Here is a 17,152-nt window from a genome sequence, read left to right as displayed (position 1 = left end):
TGGCAATCCTTTGCAAATGGGCGCCATAGAGTGATCGCAGGATGACCAACTGTGTGTCGACTGTGGAGACGTTGCCTCAATCGCCTAGGTTCCCAGGCCGGAATGTGACCGAAATCGCATCAGAAACCGTCGCGATGGGAGTGGGAGCCGGATGGTCTCAGCAACGGTGGCCAGGACCGCGGTACTCGGGGCGGTGGCCCTGTCACTGCTGATGGTTCCGGCACGGGCCGCGACCGCCGCGGTCCACGCCCCGGCGACGGCCCTCGCCCCCGCGCCGGCGCATGCCCCCGCGCCGCCGGCCGCACTTCCGACGCCCGACGTCGCAGGCCTGGACGAGGCACTGCGCACGGTGGTGGCGGACGGCGCGCCCGGTGCGCTGGCCCGGATCGACGACCACGGCAGCACCTACCGGGTGACCCGGGGACTCGCCGACCGCGGCACGGGCCGGAGCATCGGCGCCGACGACCGCTTCCGCATCGGCAGCGTCACCAAGTCCTTCTCCACCGTCGTCCTGCTGCAGCTGGCCGACGAGCACCGGCTGGACCTGGACGCCCCGGTCGACCGCTATCTGCCCGGGCTGCTGCCGGACGACCGCATCACCGTCCGGCACCTGCTGAGCCACCGCAGCGGCCTGTACGACTACACCGAGGACATGTTCGCCCGGAGCGTGGACGGCTTCGAGGCGGTGCGGAACAAGGTCTTCACCTATCAGCAGCTGGTCGCGCTCTCCCTGCAGAAGCCCCGCACCAACGAGCCCGGCGCCGCCTACTCCTACTCGAACACCAACTTCGTCGTCGCCGGCCTGCTCATCGAGAAGCTCACGGGACACTCCGTGGCGACCGAGTACGAGGACCGCATCGTCGAGCCGCTCAAGCTGCGCGACACCTTCTACGTCCACCCCGACACCCGGATCCCGGGCCGGTACGCGCACGGGTACCTCACCCCGGACACGCCCGGCACCGAGCCGGTCGACGCGACCGAGCAGACGGTGTCCTGGGCACAGAGCGCGGGTGCGATCATCTCCAGCGCCCAGGACCTGAACACCTTCTACTCCGCGCTGCTCGGCGGGAAGCTGATGTCCTCGGCACGGCTCGCGGAGATGGAGCGGTTCGTCCGGGTCGACAGCACGACGTCGTACGGGCTCGGGCTGCGGCGCCGTGACCTGTCCTGTGGGATCGCGGTGTACGGGCACACGGGCACGGTGCAGGGCTACTACACGTACGCGTTCGCCACGCAGGACGGGCAACGGGCGGTGACTGCCGTCGCGAACACCTCCAACAACGGGGAGGTGCTGGGTGCGCTGGCGGGGGTGCTGGAGGCGGCGTTCTGCGGGGGGCTGCACGGCTCGGCCGGTGAGGGGCAGGACGCGGCGGGGTAGGGGTTTCGTCGCCGGCTGCGGGCAGCGGGTGCCGGTCGCGCACTTCCCCGCGCCCCCTTCGGTTGGGCTTCGCGCCGTCTGCCGGGAGGCGATGGAGTATCGGCCTCGCTGTCAGGCGCGGGTCGTGGGGGCTGGTCGCGCAGTTCCCCGCGCCCCTTCAGGTGGGGCATCGCGTCGTTTGGCCGGGAGGACAAGGAGTAGGGGTCTCGTCGTCAGGTGCGGGTCGTGGGTGCCGGTCGCGCAGTTCCCCGCGCCCCCTTCGGTTGGGCCGCGCGCCGTTCGGCTGGAAGGCGGAGGCTTGTCGGTCTCGCTGTCACGTGTGGGGCGTGGGGGCCGGTCGCGTGGTTCCCCGTCGCCGTTCAGGTGGGGTATTCCCCTGTTTGGTCGGAAGTGGAGAGTGTCAGGGGCGCTGTCCGGTGGGGGTGGGGAGGGGGCGGGCAGAAGGTGCTGGAACTCGGCGGCCCCTGGCGTGCGTTCTCGTTGGTGTGACGAGCGACCTGGTTCCCGGGGGCAATACGGCCCTGCCCGGTGGTGAGCTGCGGCTGCGGGTCGCCGGGCCCTTCGACGTGTCCGCCCTCGTCACGGACGGGGACGGGAAGGTCGGCGGGGACGGCGACTTCGTGTTCTACAACCAGCCGGATGCGTCCGGAGTCCGGCTGCGCGGTGATGCCCTGTACGTCGATCCGGCACGGCTGCGGCCCGGCGCCGTCCGGGTCACCGTGGTGGTCAGCGCGGCCGATCCGGGCACACCGCTCGGAACTCTGCCCGCGCCCCGGCTGGAGGTCGGCGAGCGTTCGGGCCGCACGGTGGCCAGGTTCGCTCCGGCGCGCCCCGGACCGGAGACCGTGCTGCTGCTCGCCGAGCTGTATCAGCGGGGTACCGGCTGGAGGCTGCGGGCGATCGGGCAGGGATACGCCGACGGGCTGGCGGGGCTGGCCCGGGACTTCGGGGTGACCGTCGCCGACGAGGGGGCGCCGCCCCGGTCCGCCCCGGACGCCGACGGCTTCCTCGGCCTGGTCAACTCCGCCCGCGCGCAGGCCGGGCACCCGCCCGTCACCCCGGACGCACGTCTGGCCTCCGCGGCACAGGCGCACGCCTCGGCGATGGCGGTCCTGGGCCGGCTCGCCGCGGAGGGGCCGGACGGCGTGTCGGTCCATCAGCGGATCAGTGCCGCCGGATACGCGTACATCACGGTCGGCGAGCACCTCGTCTCCGGTCCGCGCACCCCGGCCGAGTTCCTCGACTACTGCCTGCGCACGAGCCAGGCCCGACGCACCCTTCTCGACCCGGCCTTCACCCATGCCGCACTGGCCCATGCCGACGCGGGCGACCGGTACTGGACCGCGCTGTGGGCCCGGCCCCTCACCGGGGGCGCGCTGTCGAGCACGGCCGCCGAGGTCCTCGCCCTGACCAACGCCGAACGCGCACGGGCCGGACTGCTGCCGCTGGCGGCCGATCCGCTGCTCGCCACGGCCGCCCAGGCGCACTGCGCCGACATGGTGGCCCGCGACTTCTACGCGCACACCTCCCCGGAGGGCAGCGAGCCCTGGGACCGGGCAGCCGCCGCGGGCTCCCGCCGGTCCACGATCGGCGAGAACATCGCCTGCGGACAGCGCTCCCCCGCCGAGGTGGTGGACGGCTGGATGAACAGCCTGGGCCATCGCGCCAACATCCTCAAACCGGAGTTCACCCACCTCGGTGTCGGCTTCACCGGCGGGGGCCGGGCGGGCACCTACTGGGCCCAGCTGTTCGGTGGCTGAACGGTTACCTTCCGCGATCTTGGCGGAATGGCAGGCTCCGGGCCACCATGCCGGGCATGAAGGGTGATCTTTTCTCCAGTGCGCACATGGTGCAGCCGGCCGCCGAGCCGGGCATGACCATCGAGAACGCCAAGTGCATCAAGTACACGGTCAACGGCGAGATGTACGCCCGCCAGGGCGCCATGATCGCCTACCGTGGCAACCTCCAGTTCGAGCGCAAGGGCCAGGGCGTCGGCGGCATGCTCAAGCGCGCGGTCACCGGCGAGGGTCTGCCCTTGATGGCGGTGCGCGGGCAGGGCGAGGTCTGGTTCGCGCACGAGGCGCAGAACTGCTTCGTGCTCGACGTGGAGCCCGGCGACCAGTTCACCGTCAACGGACGCAACGTGCTCTGCTTCGATCCGTCGTTGTCGTACGAGATCAAGACGGTGAAGGGCTCGGGCATCGCCGGCGGCGGTCTGTTCAACAGCGTGTTCAGCGGACAGGGCAGGCTCGGCCTGGCCTGCGAGGGCAACCCGCTGGTCATCCCGGTCTCGCCGCAGTACCCGGTGTACGTCGACACGGACGCGGTGGTCGGCTGGAGTGCGCACCTGCAGACCTCGCTGCACCGCTCGCAGTCCATCGGCTCGATGCTGCGCGGCGGCTCCGGCGAGGCCGTGCAGCTGATGCTCCAGGGCGAGGGACACGTCGTGGTGCGGCCGAGCGAGGCGACCCCGCAGAAGGTCCAGCAGCACTGATCCGGCTGTGAGGTGATCTCCGCCTCACAGGCAACCTGCTTCGGCATGCCCGCGTCTTGACCGACAACAGAACGGAGCCCTGGCCTCCGGGCCAGGGCTCCATTTTCGACGCACTATACACACCATCTATACACATCGTTTATAGAAGGGCATGCATGTACGGCAAGGCTTTCGCCCCGGAGTACCAGGGCGCCCTGACCACCCTGTCCGTGAACTCCTCGCTGGTCGATGTGCTGGCCGAGGGCACCGAACGGCTGCGCGAGGCCGAACGGTCCGGCCGGCCCGAGGAGGCGGCGCGCTGCGGGCTCGCCGTCGCCGAGGCGCACCGACGGCTCGGCCAGGTACGGGAGGCCGACCGGGCCTGGAAGGCGAGCTACCGGTCCGCCCGGGCGGCCGGGGACACCGGCGCGATGGCATGGGCGCTGTGGAGCGGAGGCACCCTCGCCCGGCAGCGCGGGGCGTTCCCGCTCGCCTGGCGGCTGCTCGGGCTCGCGGCCGAACTCGGCGAGCGCGGCGGAGACATCGTTGTCCGGGGCTACTCGCTGGCGGGACTCGCGGAGACCGGCCGTATCCAGGGCGACTACGAGGCGGTCGGCCGGCTGCACGAGCAGCTGCTGGCCGAGGCCCGCCGGCGCGGGGAGGCCCGGCACACCGTGTGGGCCCTGGAGGGCATCGCGCAGATGCACCGCAACACCGGGGACTACGACGGTGCGTACGCACTGTTCGAGGAGGCTGCGGAGATAGCCGAGCGGGCCGACGACCGGCGCGGCCACGCCTGGGCGCTGCGCGGACTCGCCGACGTGCTCTCGGTCCGCGACAAGGACACCGAGCGGGCGCTGGAGCTGCTCTCGCGGGCCGAGACCACCTGCCGCACGATGAACCTCACCAGCGCGCTCGCCTACAACCACAAGATGCGCGGCAACGTCCTCTACCGGTCCGGGCGTTACGCCGAGGCCCGGGAGATGTACGGGCTGGCCCTCGAGGAGTTCCGGGCGATGAGCGAACCGCGCGGCGAGGCGCTCTCCCGCCTCGGCCTCGCCAAGGCACTGGCCCAGCTGGGCCGCGACCGGGCCGAGACGGCGGCCGAACTCGCCGACCTGGCACAGGTGCTGGAGCGCAGCGGGCTGCGGCACGCGCGCCAGATGGTGACCCGGGCGCAGGAGGAGTTCGGCCTGGACGCGGAGGTGGCCCGGTGAACGCGCTCTCCCCCGCGGTGCAGGCGCCGCCGTCGGCACTCGACGTCCTCGGCCGCTGCCGGGAGCTGGCGCGTCCCGCACTGACGGAGGCGGTCGGGCGGCTGCATCCCTGGGTGGCGGAGATGGCCGGGTACTCCTTCGGCTGGTGCGAGGTCGGCGGCGCGCCCGTCGCCGCGCCGGGCGGCAAGGGCGTGCGGCAGGCACTGGCGGTGCTCGGCGCCGAGGCGGCGGGCGCCGACGGGCGGGCCGGGGTCCCGGCGGCGGTCGCGGTGGAGCTGGTGCACGCCTTCTCGCTGCTGCACGACGACATCATGGACGGCGACGCGACGCGGCGCCGGCGCCCCGCGGTGTGGAAGGCGTACGGCACGGGTCCCGCGGTGCTCGCCGGGGACGCCCTGTTCGCACTCGCCGTGGAAACCCTCGCCGCAGCGCCGGGCGGGCCCGGCGCCGTGCGCCTGCTGTCCACGGCCCTGGCGGATCTGGTGCGCGGACAGGCCGACGATCTGCTGTTCGCCGCACGGCCCTTCGGCGGGCCCGAGCGGGTGACGCCCGAGGAGTACCGGGCGATGGCCGAGCACAAGACCGGCGCGCTGCTGGGCTGCGCCGCCGCGCTGGGGGCCGCGCTCGGCGGGGCTCCGGAGCCGGTCGTCACCGCGCTGGACCGCGCCGGGCGCCATCTGGGCGTCGCCTTCCAGCTGGTCGACGACGTGCTGGGCATCTGGGGCGATCCGGCCGTCACCGGCAAGCCCGTCGGCGGCGATCTGCGCGAACACAAGAAGACCTACCCGGTCCTGGCCGCGCTCGGTTCCCCCGAGGCCCGCCGCCTGCCCGCGCTCCTGGACTCCGGTGCACACACGCAGGAGGCCGCCGCGCTGATCGAGGAGGCCGGCGGACGGGCGGCCGCGCTGGCCGAGGCCAGGGCACACACGGCCGCCGCACGGACCCTGTTCGCGGATCTGCCCGTGGCCGCCGGTGCCGCCGGCGAACTGCGCGCCCTGCTGGACTTCCTGGTGGGCCGCGAGCTGTGAACGCGTGAGCCGCCGCTTGCCGAAGCCGTGCCGCCCCACGCTGCCGAGCCCCGGCCTCGCGGCGCCGTTCGCCCGCAGGGGCACGGGCCGACGAGTAGGGCACAGGAGGAAGGCGGTGGCGCGGTCCGGCAAGCGGAGGTGCGGCCCCGCAAGCAGTGGCGCCGGTCGACAAGCAGTGGCGCCGGTCGGCAGGCGTTGGCGCCGGTCGGCGTCAACGCCCGGCGGGGGCTCGTCGACGTGCCGGGGCCAGGCGACGCAGGCGGATCTCCTCGGACGGGCGAACCGGTTCGGTCGGCCGCCCCACAACACCCCGGCACCCGAACACTTACCGTCGGTTACCCTCAGGTCAAAGCCAGAGCGGGAGCCACCATCCCAAACCTTCAAGCCCTTTCGAAGAATTGAACGAAAGGCAGGAACGGGCCAGAGTCGACGATTCTTTGAACACACCCCCACGCGCCCCGCGTACCCCTGGGAAAGGACGATTCAGGGGTTTCAGCGAAGGATGACCATGGTCAAGGCGCATGTCTCCACACACGAGTTGGTCGCCGGCCGATACCGGCTCCTGGACGTCTTCGCCCGGGAGACCAACCGTCTGTGGTGGTACGCCGAGGACGTGACGGCCGGCCGGCCCCGTCTGGTGGCGCAGACCGCCCTCCCGGAGCCCTGCGACGAGGACACCAGCCGCCGCGCGACGGCCCGTGTCGTGCGAACCTCCGAGATCATGCGCCTGCTCGTCCCGGGCCAGGTCGCCACCGTCGTCGACGCCGTCGTGCAGGCGGGCACCCTGTGGACGGTCACGGAGTGGATCGACGGCGCGCCCCTCGGTGAACTCCTCGACCGCGAAGGTCCGTTCAACCCCGTGCGTGCGGCCCGGCTCGGTCTCGACATCCTCGATGTCCTGCAGGCCGCGCACGACGAGGGCATCACCCATGGCGAGCTGAGCCCCGGCCAGGTCTTCGTGCGCGAGGGCGGCTCGGTCGTGGTCGCCGGGTTCGGGCTGGCGGGCACGACCCTGGTCCCGAGGCTCACGGCACCGTCGTACGCCTCGCCGGAGCAGGCCCGTGACGAGCGCATCGGGCCTGCCGTGGATCTGTGGGCGCTGGGCGCGATCCTGTACACGGCCGTCGAGGGGCGTCCGCCCTTCCGTGACCGCGGGCGCCCCGACGCCACCCTGAAGGCCGTGGACCGGCTGCCGCTGCGGGCACCGCTGCGCACCGGCCCGCTCACCCAGTCCGTGCAGGGCCTGCTGCGCAAGAGTTCCCTGGAGCGGCTGAGCCGGCCGGTGCTGCGCGAGGGACTGACCCGGGTCCTGGCCGAGGACCCCGACCAGGACTGGTCCCCCGCCCCGGCTCCCCGACTGCGCGGCGCGTACGCGGCCGTGGGGCTCGGCGGACCGGGACGGAGCAGACGGGTCATGGCCGCCGGGACCGCCCTCGCCGTCCTCACCGTCGCGGCCGCCGTGCTGGCCGCGACCCACCACCTGCCGGGCATCTCCGCCAGCTCCGCGGAACGCCGGGCGAGCGCCACCGCCACACCGGGCGAGCGGACCGAGCACAACACCCCGGGCCCCCGACCCGACAACACCCCGAGCACATCTTCGAGCACATCCCCGAGCGGCAGCCCGAGTGCCGGCGCCGGCCCCGGCGCTTCCCCCACCTCCTCCCCCACCCTGCCTGCCGGCTACCACCGCTACACCGCCCCGGAGGGCTTCTCCGTCGCACTGCCGGGCGGCTGGAAGCGGCTCGCCACGGCGCGCGGAACCGATCACGCCTACCGCGCCACCTTCGGCACGAGCGGCGACTCCCCCACCCTCGCCGTCACCTACAGCGAGCGCGTCGGCCCGGACCCGGTCGCCGTCTGGCGCGACGACGTGGAACCGGGGCTGGAGCAGCTCCCCGGCTACCAGCGGGTGGGCACCATCCGCGCCACCACCTATCAGGGCCACAAGGCCGCCGATCTGGAATGGCTGTCGGGGACCGGCGGGGCGCAGGAGCACACCCTCGGACGCGGGTTCCTCCTCGGCGGCCACCGCGGCTTCTCGCTGCGCTTCACCACCCCGGCGGGGGCCTGGAACGACGCCGCCAACCGGCTCGCCCTGAAGACCTTCCTGGCCACCTTCGGCCCGGCGGGCGCCTGACGGCGGTCCGGCCGGTTCCCACCGACCGGACCGGCGCCGTCAAAGCATTGCCAATGGGGCCATATAGGCTTCCTGTCTGCACCCGCGCACCGGGTGCGATCCCGTAGAGCCATGCCTCCAGGAGAGTCATCCGTGACCCTTGCGATCGACCCGTCTGAGACGTCCGCCCCGGCCGCCGCACCCCTGTCCGACCTCGTGGCGCGCGACGCGCGCGAGTTCGGCGTCTACGCGCGCACCGGAGGCTGGGCCTTCGCGCTGATGGTGGCGCGCAGCGTGCGGCCGGGTGGTCAGGCCGCCGGTGGGACACCGAAGGTGTCGGCGAAGGAGTTCGCGGAGCTGGCCGGCTGCTCCCCCGAGCGGGTCATGCGCTACTACAAGGCCTGGGACCGTGCGGCCGACGACGGTCTCGTCCCGCACTTCGAGGCGCTCGCGCCGGGCCAGGAGACCGAACTGCCCGACGCCGACATGTGGCTGAGCTACTACGTCTCCCGCAACAGCGCCGCCTCCGAGCGCGGCACCGCCATCGCCGAGGCCGCCGAGGCCGAGGGCATCCGCCCCACCAAGGCCCTGGAGGTCGCCGAGAACCCGACCGCGCTGCGCGCCGCGATCCTCGCCGATCCCTCGACCGCACGGGCGGCCCGCTCCGCCCTGCTGGACCGGGTCAAGGAGGACCCGGACCTCCAGGCCGAGCTGGCACGGGACGTCGTACGCACCGACGACCTGAAGAAGGCCGTCGCCACCGAGAGCCGGGCGGCCGACCGGATCGGCTATGTGCGGCAGATCGCCGAGTCCGGCCAGATCAAGACCCCGGCCGGGCAGACCGTGGACGCACCCGCCGCGCTGCGCGAGGAGGCAGAGCGCCATCTGTCGCTGATCGACGAGCTGGAGGACGACGAGGACACCGGTGGGTGGGCCACCGAGGCCTACGACACGATGAAGACGCTCGTCGCCGAGACCGTCGAGGCCGATCCCGAACTGCGCGTCCAGGAGCGGCGGACGAAGTTCTACAGCAGCCTGCAGAAGGCGACCAAGGCGTTCGAGGAGCTGACCTTCGACGACGCCCAGGACTTCTACGAGGACGACATGGTCCAGCGCCTGGAGGAACTCCAGCAGGCCATCGGCACCTGTCTGACCGCGCTGCGCGGCACCCGTGGACACCAGCCGCGGGACTGAACGCCACGGGCGTGGCAGAGGCGGCTCCGGCCGGGCGCGAGGGGCGCGCACGGGACCCCAGGGCGGGCTGAGTAGCGGTACTCATGCCCGCGCCGACCGGCCGGCGCCACGATGAGGCTCCACCGAGACCACCGGCAAGGAGCCCCGCCATGACCGCCGTGCACCACGCCCCGCTTCCCACGCCGCGCCGCGTGCCGCCCGCCCTGTTCGCGGCCGTGGCGGCCGTGGGCGTCGCCGTCTCGGCGTGGGGCGTGCACGACCGCACGACCTGGTTCCTGGAGACGTTCTGGGTGCTCGCCGGACTGCCGTTGGTGGTGCTGATGTGGCGGCGCTTCCCGCTGACCGGGCTGCTGTGCGGCCTGCTGGCCGCGCACGCGCTGGTCCTCGCGGCCGGCGGCCACTACACCTACGCACAGGTACCGGCGGGCGACTGGGTGCGGGACGCCTTCGGCCTGTCCCGCAATCCGTACGACAGGTTCGGGCACCTGATGCAGGGCTTCGTACCGGCCGTCCTCGTCCGCGAACTGCTCAGCCGTACCTCGCCGCTGCGCGGCAGCCGCTGGCTGGCCCCGCTCACCGTGTGCGCCTGCCTGGCCTTCAGCGCCTTCTTCGAACTGCTGGAGTGGGCGGCCGCCGAGATCGGCGGGTCGAGCGCGGACGCCTTCCTCGCCACCCAGGGCGATGTGTGGGACACACAGTGGGACATGTTCTGCGCCCTGATCGGGGCGGTGGTGTCGCTGCTGCTCCTCAGCAGGGCCCACGACCGCCAACTGACCACCCTCGCATCCCGTACGGCCGCCTAGGGCCTCACTCTTCCCTCGCGAGGCGTCCGGCAGCACCCCTGGCGAGCATCGGTACGGTGGGCTGGCATGCCGGGCTCCATGAAGATCGCTACAGCCCAGTTCACCTGAGTTCCTGCAGACATCCCGGCCAATGTGCGGTTCAACCTGCACGTCGTCGTGGCCAACCATGTCGGCCCTGCCAGTGCGTGGACCGGCTGTGGCCGCTCCGGGCTGTGGGCCGCAGGCGGCGGCCTTCTCGCGCAGGCCGACGGCAGCACTCCCATGGTGGTCACCGCCGAGGTCGGTTGGAGCGCGGCCCGGATGCCGCGCCGCCGACGACCCGCGCGCATCACGCCGTTGCCGCATGCCGTCAGCACACCGTGCCGCATGCCGTCAGCACGCCGTTGCCGTATGCCGTTTCCACGCCGATGTCGTCCGGCAGCCGCCGTGGTCGGCCCGTGGTGATCCCGCGGGGACGGCCGAGGTCGTCGTCTGTCGCACCGCCTCCGCCGAAATCGGGCGCAAGCGCCCGTGCGCGCACTCCTAGTCGTCCGGCCGGCCGGTGTGCCGGTGGCGTGCCCACAGGGGCATGCCGTACCAGCACAGCAGGTACCAGACGACGACGGGTACGACCAGCCAGGCCACCGGGCCCTCGGGGGCGGCCACCCGGAGGATCAGTACCAGGGACGAGGCCATGGTCGCGAGCAGCAGGGCCAGGCCGATGAAGGTCATCCGGGCGGCCAGCCGCACCGCCTGCGGCTTGACTCGGCGGCCGGCGACCATGCGGTGCAGGGAGACCGGCCCGATGAGGGCGCCGGTCGCGCATGCGCCGAGGATCACGGTCACGATGTAGATCACGTGGTCGGCGCTGGGCAGCCGCGCGTACGTCGCCTGGAAGACGACGGTCAGCAGGAAGCCGAACAGGATCTGCACACCGGTCTGGGCGACGCGGACCTCCTGGATGAGTTCGCCCCACATCCGGTCGGCCCGCTCCTCCTCGCTCTCGTCGCGGCCCCTGCGCCGCGCCTCCTGGCTCATGCGGTGCGGGTAACCGTAGGGACGTTCGTTCAAACGGAGGGTCCCCCGGCTGCTACCAGCGGTGCTCCACCTGGTCCTTGATCCGGCGCTCGTACAGGCCGCGGATCGCGGTGAACACCTGCGCGGGCAGCGGCGGGAGCTTGGCCGCGGCGGCGTTGGCGCGGGCCTGTTCCGGGGTGCGGGCGCCGGGAATGACGGTGGTCACGCCGGGCTGCTCGACGATCCAGCGCAGGGCCAGCTGCGCCGGGGTGTACCCCTCGGGAGCGAGCGCGGCGAACTCCGCGGCCGCCTCGACGCCCGTGGCGTAGTCGACGCCGGAGAACGTCTCGCCCTGGTCGAAGGCCTCGCCGTGCCGGTTGTAGGTGCGGTGGTCGTCGGCCGCGAACACCGTGTCCCTGGTGTACCTGCCCGACAGCAGGCCGGAGGCGAGCGGCACGCGCGCGATGATGCCGACTCCCGCCTCCTGCGCGGCCGGGAGCACGTCGTACAGGGGCTTCATGCGGAACGGGTTGAGGATGATCTGCACGCTCGCCACGTCAGGCCGCGCGATCGCGGTCAACGCCTCGGCGCAGGTCTCCACGCTCACGCCGTAGGCCGCGACGCGCTCCTCCGCGACCAGGGTGTCGAGGGCGTCGAAGACCTCGCCGGAGGAGTAGACGGGGGTGGGCGGGCAGTGCAGCTGCACCAGGTCGAGGCGGTCGACGCCGAGGTTGCGGCGGGACCGGTCGGTCCAGTCACGGAAGTTGTCCAGGACGTAGTTCTCGGGGATCTGCGCGACCCGGCGGCCCATCTTGGTCGCCACCAGCACGTGCAGGTCGGGCCGGCCGCCCAGGAAGGCGGCGATGGAGGACTCGCTGCGCCCGTCGCCGTAGACGTCGGCCGTGTCGAAGAAGGTGACCCCCGCCTCGGCCGCCGCCTCCAGGACGGACAGGGCCTGCTTGTCGTCCACGTCGCCCCAGTCGGCACCCAGCTGCCAGGTGCCGAGACCGACGACTGATGCCCGCTGACCCGATCTGCCCATTGTGCGTTCGTCCATGGCGCCAGTCTGTCATCCGGCCGCGCACCCGGCGGAACGGCTCGCTCCGGCGGGCCGTCCGGCTGTGTCTCACCCGCACGGGCGGCGGATTTTGCCGGACGGCCGGGGATCGCCGGAGGGTGCACGGCGCGCACGGCCGATCGTCCGTGCAGCAACAACGTCCCTGCGTTCGGCGGAAGTCGGGCGCCCTTCGGCCGCCGTGGGCTCTCTCACCGATCGGGCGCGCAGAGGGCGTTCCTCGCCGACGTCCGGGCGCAACCGGCGGGCCCCGGAGCGGGGACGGCTCAGCCGACGGGCGTCAGCAGTTCCTGTACGACGGGGCCGTAGCGGTCGGCGATGGTGTCGATGCCGGTCTCGCGCAGGTGCGGGCCGCGCGCGATGCCGTACATGACGCCGAGGCCGACGAGTGCCGCGACGGCGAGTTCGGCGCGCAGTCCGGCGTCGTGGCCGGCGAGGCGGCCGGCGAGGCGTTCGGTCACCTGGGCGCGGAAGTTGGCGCGCAGCACGTCGCCATGGTCGCCGTGCAGGGGCGCGAAGGCGATGCGCAGCAGCGGGTCGGCGCCGCGCTCGCACTGGCTGTCCAGCACATGGCGGACCATGTGGCGGCCCAGCTCCGAAAGGGGCGCATCCAGCAGGTCGTCGGCATCGGTGTCGAAGGACATCACGCGGGCGAAGAGGGTGTCCTTGTTGCCGAAGTACTTCAGGATCAGCGGCGGGCTGACACCGGCCCGCTCGGCGACCGCCTTGAGCGTGATGTCGGCGTGCGCGTGGCGGGCCAGGAGGTAGCGGGCGGCCTTGAGGATGGACGCCTTGGTGGACTCGGCGTCACGGCGCGCGGGGACGGGCGCCGCGGGGACGGAAGGGGTGCTCACGGTGCTCATGCTCCCTCCATCGCCTCGTCCCGGGCGCCCCGGGTGGCCCCCCGGGCTCGGCGCATGTCGCCGCGGGGCGTGTCGCCGGGGATCGACAGGGCCGCGGCGCACGCGGCCAGGGCGATCGCGCCCGCCATCGCGAACGCCAGCAGATAGCCGTGCAGCGTGGGCACCGGGACGCCGCCGAGGGGGCTGCTGTGGTGGACGAGGATGGCGGCGACGGCGGCGCTGGAGGTGGCCTGGCCGATGGTGCGCATCAGGACGTTGACGCCGTTGGCGGAGGCCGTCTGGCCGGCCGGGACGGCGCGCAGGATCAGGGTCGGCAGCGCCGAGTAGGCGAGGGTGGTGCCGGTCGCCACGACCGTGGCGCCCAGGATGATCATCCACAGGTCGCGGCTGTCGGCGATGCGGACCGCGTACCCGCAGGCGATGACGGCGGCGCCGAGGGCGAGGGTGATGCGCGGGCCGCGTGCGGCCGAGATGCGGGCGGACAGTGGCGAGAAGAGCAGCATGGTGACGCCGCCGGGCAGCAGGCACAGACCGGTGGCGACGATCGACAGCCCGAGGCCGTATCCGGTGGCCTTGGGCGCCTGCACGAGCTGGGCGGTCACGAGCGAGTTGGCGTAGAAGGCGAACCCGGTGAGCAGGGCCGCCACATGGGACAGGCCGACCCTCGGCCGGGTGACCAGGCGCAGGTCGACCAGCGGCCGCTCGGCGCGCAGTTGCTGCCGCCACCACAGGGCGAGGACGCCGGCGGCCGCGAGGAACAGCCCGAGGATGCGGGGACTGCCCCAGCCCCACTGCCCGCCCTGGGAGACGCCGAGGAGCAGGGACACCAGGGCGGCGGCCAGGCCCAGCGCGCCGAGGACGTCGAAGCGGCCCGGCTCCCGCACGGGCGACTCCTTGACCGCCCACCAGGTGGCCGTGACACCCAGCGCGCCCAGGGCGCTGGTCAGCCAGAACATGGTGTGCCAGTCGGCGTACTGGACGACGAGGGCGGCGAGCGGCAGGCCGAGGGCGGCGCCGATGCCGACCGTGGAACTCATCAGGGCCACTGCCGATCCCCGGCGCTCGGGCGGGAGTTCGTCGCGCAGGATGCTGATCGAGAGCGGCACGACGGAGGCGGCGGCGCCCTGGAGTGCGCGGGCGGTGATGAGCACGCCGATGTCGGAGGTCAGGGCGCACATCACCGAACCGGCCGTCATCAGGCCGAGGGCGGCGGTGAGCACCCGGCGCTTGCCGTACATGTCCCCGGCCCGGCCGAGCACGGGGGTGAGCACGGCTCCGGACAGCAGTGTCGCGGTGACCGTCCAGGAGACGGCCGCGGCCGAGGAGCCGGTCAGCCGGGGCAGGTCCGGCAGGAGCGGGACGACCACGGTCTGCATGACCGCCATGAGGATGCCGCCCGACGCCAGCACGGGGATGGTGAGGCGGTCCCGCAGCCGGGGCGGCAGGGTGCCGGTGAGGGGCGGCTGGGATATGGGGGCGGGCTGGTCCATCGGCGCTCCTGCGGGCGGCACGGTGACGAGGTGAATAACAATTCACCCTACCGGGTGAATGCGTATTCACCAATGTTTCCCTGCCCGGCGCCGGGCCCGCGGCCGGCGGCTCAGGCGAGGTTCTTCTCCAGGGCGGTCAGGTAGTTGTGCATGAAGTGGTCACGGACGCCGTCGGAGGCGGGGGCGAACGGGTCGGCGGTCAGCCCCTTGGCCCGGTCGCCCAGCGCGGTCAGCATCGGCATCGTCTCGTGCACCCTGCCGTGCGAGTCGATGTAGCGCAGCGCCCTGACGTGGGTGAAGACGGGCTCCGGCGGGAGCTGGGGGACGACGTCGTTGTTGTTGACGAAGCGGTACATGCGCCCACCGAAGCCCTTGTCGAACGCCTCTGCCAGCAGCCGGTCGCAGGTACGGGGCTGGCCGTAGGTGTAGACCCCGTCGGCGGCCAGGTGCGGCTCCTCCAGGTAGAGACGGGCGCCGGCCAGCATCGCGAGGGCCCCGCCCAGGCTGTGTCCGGTGAAGTAGAGGGTCTGGCCGTTGCCGCGCAGCTCCGCGAGGGTGTCGTGGACGTCCGGGTAGACCGATCGGAGAGCCTCGGCGAATCCGTGGTGGACGTAGCCGTTCCCGCCGGGGCCGGGCGACGGCGGGGTGGTGGCGTCGGAAAGCCAGTCCCTGATCCGGGCGGGCTCCGTGCCGCGGAACGCCGTGACGATCATCCGGTCACCGGCCATCGTGTACGCCTGGGTGTCCTGGAGCGGGAAGGGCGGGGTGAAACGGGTGTGATGGTGCCTGACCCGGCCGAAGCCCCACTGGGCGGCCTGCTCCTCGATGGCGGCCGGGGCCTTGTAGGCCAGGTCGGCCGCCCGGGCGAGCCAGTAGGCGCGCTGGAGGCTGTAGCCGGTCGAGGCGTGGTCGAACGAGACGGGTACGGCCATGAGGAGGGACTCCTTCGGTGCGGGAGAGCTGTCGGGGACGGGAAGGCGGGCGGGGAGAATCGGGCTAGTCCCGGTGGGCCGTGGAGCGGGCCTGCAGGGCTCGGGCCACCGGGGGGCCGAACCGTCGCTTGAGCCGGCGCAGGACCTCCAGCTGCCCGAGGGCCCTGTCGAGGCCGTAGTAGAGCTGGGGCGGGACGTACGGCAGCAGGGGCGAGTGGCGCTGGCCGAGCAGGGCGAACATGCGGTGCGGGGGGAGGTGGATGTAGCGGGGCAGGTTCTCGTACCACTGGGCACTGTGGCGGGCCGCGCTCTGCGCGGACAGCAGCTCGGACCTGCGGCGCTGCTCGTAGGCGGCGAGGGCCTCGGGCAGGGTGGCGCGCGTGCGCAGGGCGGTGGCGAGGCACATGGCGTCCTCCAGGGCGAGGGTGGTGCCCGCGCCGATGGAGTAGTGGGTCGTGTGCGCGGCGTCGCCGAGCAGGACGAGGTTGCCCCGGTGCCAGGTGCGGTTGGTCAGGGTGCAAAAGGTCCGCCAGGACGCGGCGCCCGCGGCCCCGGAGGGACCGATGAGGGGGTGGCCGTCGAGGATCCGGGCGAAGAGCTTCTCCAGCAGCGCGAGCCCCTCGCCCTCGTCCGCGCGGTCCAGTCCGAGTCCGGAGAAGGTCTGCGGGGAGCACTCCATGACACAGGTGCTGTGCTCGCCGCTGTAGCCGTAGCCGTAGCACCAGATCCAGCCGTGCGCGGTCTCGACGAAGGCGAAGGTGAAGGCGTCGAAGACCTTGGTGGTGCCGAGCCAGACGTAGGGGTTGCGGCCCTCGGTGCGCCGTGTGCCGAAGTCGGCGGCGTGGCGGGTGCGCAGGGCGCTGTGGACGCCGTCGGCCGCGACGACGAGGTCGGCCTGCGGCTGATCGCCGACCGTGATCCCGCTCTCGAACTCCAGGCGTACACCGAGGGAGCGGGCGCGCTCGGCGAGGATCGCGAGCAGGTGATGACGGCCGATGCCGTGCCCCCGGTCGCCCGGCTGACGGGTCACCAGGTCGCGCACGTGGGCCACGCCCTGGTCCCAGCACACCGAGCCGTCCTCGATCGCGCACGCGGACGGGGGGTCGTGGGCGTGGAGCTTGTCGAGCAGTCCGCGCCAGTACGTCACGCCCCAGCCGTAGGTGGAGCCTTCGGGGTTGCGTTCGTGGACGGTGATGTCGTGGGAGGGGTCCTGCCGCTTGAGCAGGACGGCGAGGTACAGGCCCGCGGGCCCGCCTCCGACGCAGACGATCTTCATGCGCACACTGCCGATCATCGCTCGAAGTAGTCGATCGACTGCGCAGAGTAGCAGCACCGAAGGGACCTGCCGGACTTCCCGATCGCGCCAGTCTGGTGCCGTGACCGGCGCCACTCGCGTGGGCCCCGGTCGCGAAAGTCCACCGGAATCCAGGGCTCCCCGGCAAGGAATTTCCCGTTCCGCAACAGCCGAGCCCGCGTCAGAGCAAGATCATTCTTGTTCAAGTCCGTACGACATTTGGCCAATTGTCCGGATCAGGACCAAGCGGTTACGGGCGATTTCTTCCTCTCGGACGCGGCCCGGTAGGTATG

Annotated in this window: 14 protein-coding genes; 8 read left to right on the top strand and 6 right to left on the bottom strand. The window is 72.6% G+C overall.

Annotation, left to right across the window (positions count from 1 at the left end; translation table 11 throughout):
• The first annotated feature begins 151 nt into the window (after positions 1 to 151).
• From ACFZCP_RS09030 to ACFZCP_RS08995, 8 genes are all read left to right on the top strand, one after another.
• The gene (locus ACFZCP_RS09030) at positions 152 to 1,378 is read left to right on the top strand and encodes a serine hydrolase (protein ID WP_391425426.1); all 1,227 of its coding nucleotides are present in this window, start codon (positions 152 to 154) and stop codon (positions 1,376 to 1,378) included.
• Positions 1,379 to 1,863: 485 nt separating this feature from the next.
• A complete protein-coding gene (locus ACFZCP_RS09025) occupies positions 1,864 to 3,138 on the top strand; it encodes a CAP domain-containing protein (RefSeq protein ID WP_391425425.1) in 1,275 nt (424 codons plus the stop codon).
• A gap of 56 nt (positions 3,139 to 3,194) precedes the next feature.
• Complete coding sequence (locus tag ACFZCP_RS09020) at positions 3,195 to 3,872, top strand: AIM24 family protein (protein ID WP_362695787.1); 678 nt, start codon at positions 3,195 to 3,197, stop codon at positions 3,870 to 3,872.
• A gap of 155 nt (positions 3,873 to 4,027) precedes the next feature.
• The gene (locus ACFZCP_RS09015) at positions 4,028 to 5,068 is read left to right on the top strand and encodes a tetratricopeptide repeat protein (protein WP_391425423.1); all 1,041 of its coding nucleotides are present in this window, start codon (positions 4,028 to 4,030) and stop codon (positions 5,066 to 5,068) included.
• Positions 5,065 to 6,096, top strand: a complete 1,032-nt coding sequence (locus tag ACFZCP_RS09010; RefSeq protein WP_391425422.1) for a polyprenyl synthetase family protein — start codon at positions 5,065 to 5,067, stop codon at positions 6,094 to 6,096. The genes ACFZCP_RS09015 and ACFZCP_RS09010 overlap by 4 nt, the downstream gene beginning before the upstream one ends.
• A 502-nt stretch (positions 6,097 to 6,598) precedes the next feature.
• Positions 6,599 to 8,233: a protein kinase gene (locus ACFZCP_RS09005; protein ID WP_391425420.1), complete on the top strand. Its 1,635-nt coding sequence runs from the start codon at positions 6,599 to 6,601 to the stop codon at positions 8,231 to 8,233.
• 132 nt (positions 8,234 to 8,365) lie between these two features.
• Positions 8,366 to 9,406, top strand: coding sequence for a hypothetical protein (locus ACFZCP_RS09000; RefSeq protein WP_391425418.1), 1,041 nt, complete (start codon positions 8,366 to 8,368; stop codon positions 9,404 to 9,406).
• 149 nt (positions 9,407 to 9,555) lie between these two features.
• Complete coding sequence (locus ACFZCP_RS08995) at positions 9,556 to 10,209, top strand: DUF2238 domain-containing protein (RefSeq protein ID WP_391425416.1); 654 nt, start codon at positions 9,556 to 9,558, stop codon at positions 10,207 to 10,209.
• Between the two features lie 522 nt (positions 10,210 to 10,731).
• Here the strand turns inward: ACFZCP_RS08995 and ACFZCP_RS08990 are convergent.
• From ACFZCP_RS08990 to ACFZCP_RS08965, 6 genes are all read right to left on the bottom strand, one after another.
• The gene (locus tag ACFZCP_RS08990; RefSeq protein ID WP_391425414.1) at positions 10,732 to 11,226 is read right to left on the bottom strand and encodes a DUF6328 family protein; all 495 of its coding nucleotides are present in this window, start codon (positions 11,224 to 11,226) and stop codon (positions 10,732 to 10,734) included.
• Between the two features lie 52 nt (positions 11,227 to 11,278).
• The gene (locus ACFZCP_RS08985; protein ID WP_391425412.1) at positions 11,279 to 12,262 is read right to left on the bottom strand and encodes an aldo/keto reductase; all 984 of its coding nucleotides are present in this window, start codon (positions 12,260 to 12,262) and stop codon (positions 11,279 to 11,281) included.
• 284 nt (positions 12,263 to 12,546) lie between these two features.
• On the bottom strand, positions 12,547 to 13,143 hold the full coding sequence (locus ACFZCP_RS08980; RefSeq protein WP_362695769.1) for a TetR family transcriptional regulator: 597 nt from the start codon (positions 13,141 to 13,143) through the stop codon (positions 12,547 to 12,549).
• Positions 13,140 to 14,633 carry an MFS transporter gene (locus ACFZCP_RS08975; RefSeq protein ID WP_391425409.1) on the bottom strand — a complete coding sequence of 498 codons (1,494 nt, stop codon included), beginning with the start codon at positions 14,631 to 14,633 and terminating at the stop codon, positions 13,140 to 13,142. Before ACFZCP_RS08975 ends, ACFZCP_RS08980 begins: the two co-directional genes overlap by 4 nt.
• 110 nt (positions 14,634 to 14,743) lie before the next feature.
• On the bottom strand, positions 14,744 to 15,565 hold the full coding sequence (locus ACFZCP_RS08970; protein ID WP_391425408.1) for a lipase family protein: 822 nt from the start codon (positions 15,563 to 15,565) through the stop codon (positions 14,744 to 14,746).
• A 64-nt stretch (positions 15,566 to 15,629) separates the two neighbouring features.
• Complete coding sequence (locus ACFZCP_RS08965) at positions 15,630 to 16,841, bottom strand: FAD-dependent monooxygenase (protein ID WP_391425524.1); 1,212 nt, start codon at positions 16,839 to 16,841, stop codon at positions 15,630 to 15,632.
• Positions 16,842 to 17,152: the final 311 nt, after the last annotated feature.

The sequence above is a fragment of the Streptomyces sp. NPDC007971 genome, from assembly GCF_042958635.1.
In the GTDB taxonomy this organism is placed as follows: Bacteria; Actinomycetota; Actinomycetes; order Streptomycetales; family Streptomycetaceae; genus Streptomyces.
This window is presented reverse-complemented; position numbering and strand designations above follow the sequence as displayed.

Coding starts and splice junctions, on each gene's coding strand:
- ACFZCP_RS09030 (WP_391425426.1), top strand. CDS start 152: ATGGTCTCAGCAACGGTGGCCAGGACCGCGGTACTCGGGGCGGTGGCC.
- ACFZCP_RS09020 (WP_362695787.1), top strand. CDS start 3,195: ATGAAGGGTGATCTTTTCTCCAGTGCGCACATGGTGCAGCCGGCCGCC.
- ACFZCP_RS09015 (WP_391425423.1), top strand. CDS start 4,028: ATGTACGGCAAGGCTTTCGCCCCGGAGTACCAGGGCGCCCTGACCACC.
- ACFZCP_RS09005 (WP_391425420.1), top strand. CDS start 6,599: ATGACCATGGTCAAGGCGCATGTCTCCACACACGAGTTGGTCGCCGGC.
- ACFZCP_RS08995 (WP_391425416.1), top strand. CDS start 9,556: ATGACCGCCGTGCACCACGCCCCGCTTCCCACGCCGCGCCGCGTGCCG.
- ACFZCP_RS08990 (WP_391425414.1), bottom strand. CDS start 11,226: ATGAGCCAGGAGGCGCGGCGCAGGGGCCGCGACGAGAGCGAGGAGGAG.
- ACFZCP_RS08985 (WP_391425412.1), bottom strand. CDS start 12,262: ATGGACGAACGCACAATGGGCAGATCGGGTCAGCGGGCATCAGTCGTC.
- ACFZCP_RS08980 (WP_362695769.1), bottom strand. CDS start 13,143: ATGAGCACCGTGAGCACCCCTTCCGTCCCCGCGGCGCCCGTCCCCGCG.
- ACFZCP_RS08975 (WP_391425409.1), bottom strand. CDS start 14,633: ATGGACCAGCCCGCCCCCATATCCCAGCCGCCCCTCACCGGCACCCTG.
- ACFZCP_RS08970 (WP_391425408.1), bottom strand. CDS start 15,565: ATGGCCGTACCCGTCTCGTTCGACCACGCCTCGACCGGCTACAGCCTC.
- ACFZCP_RS08965 (WP_391425524.1), bottom strand. CDS start 16,841: ATGAAGATCGTCTGCGTCGGAGGCGGGCCCGCGGGCCTGTACCTCGCC.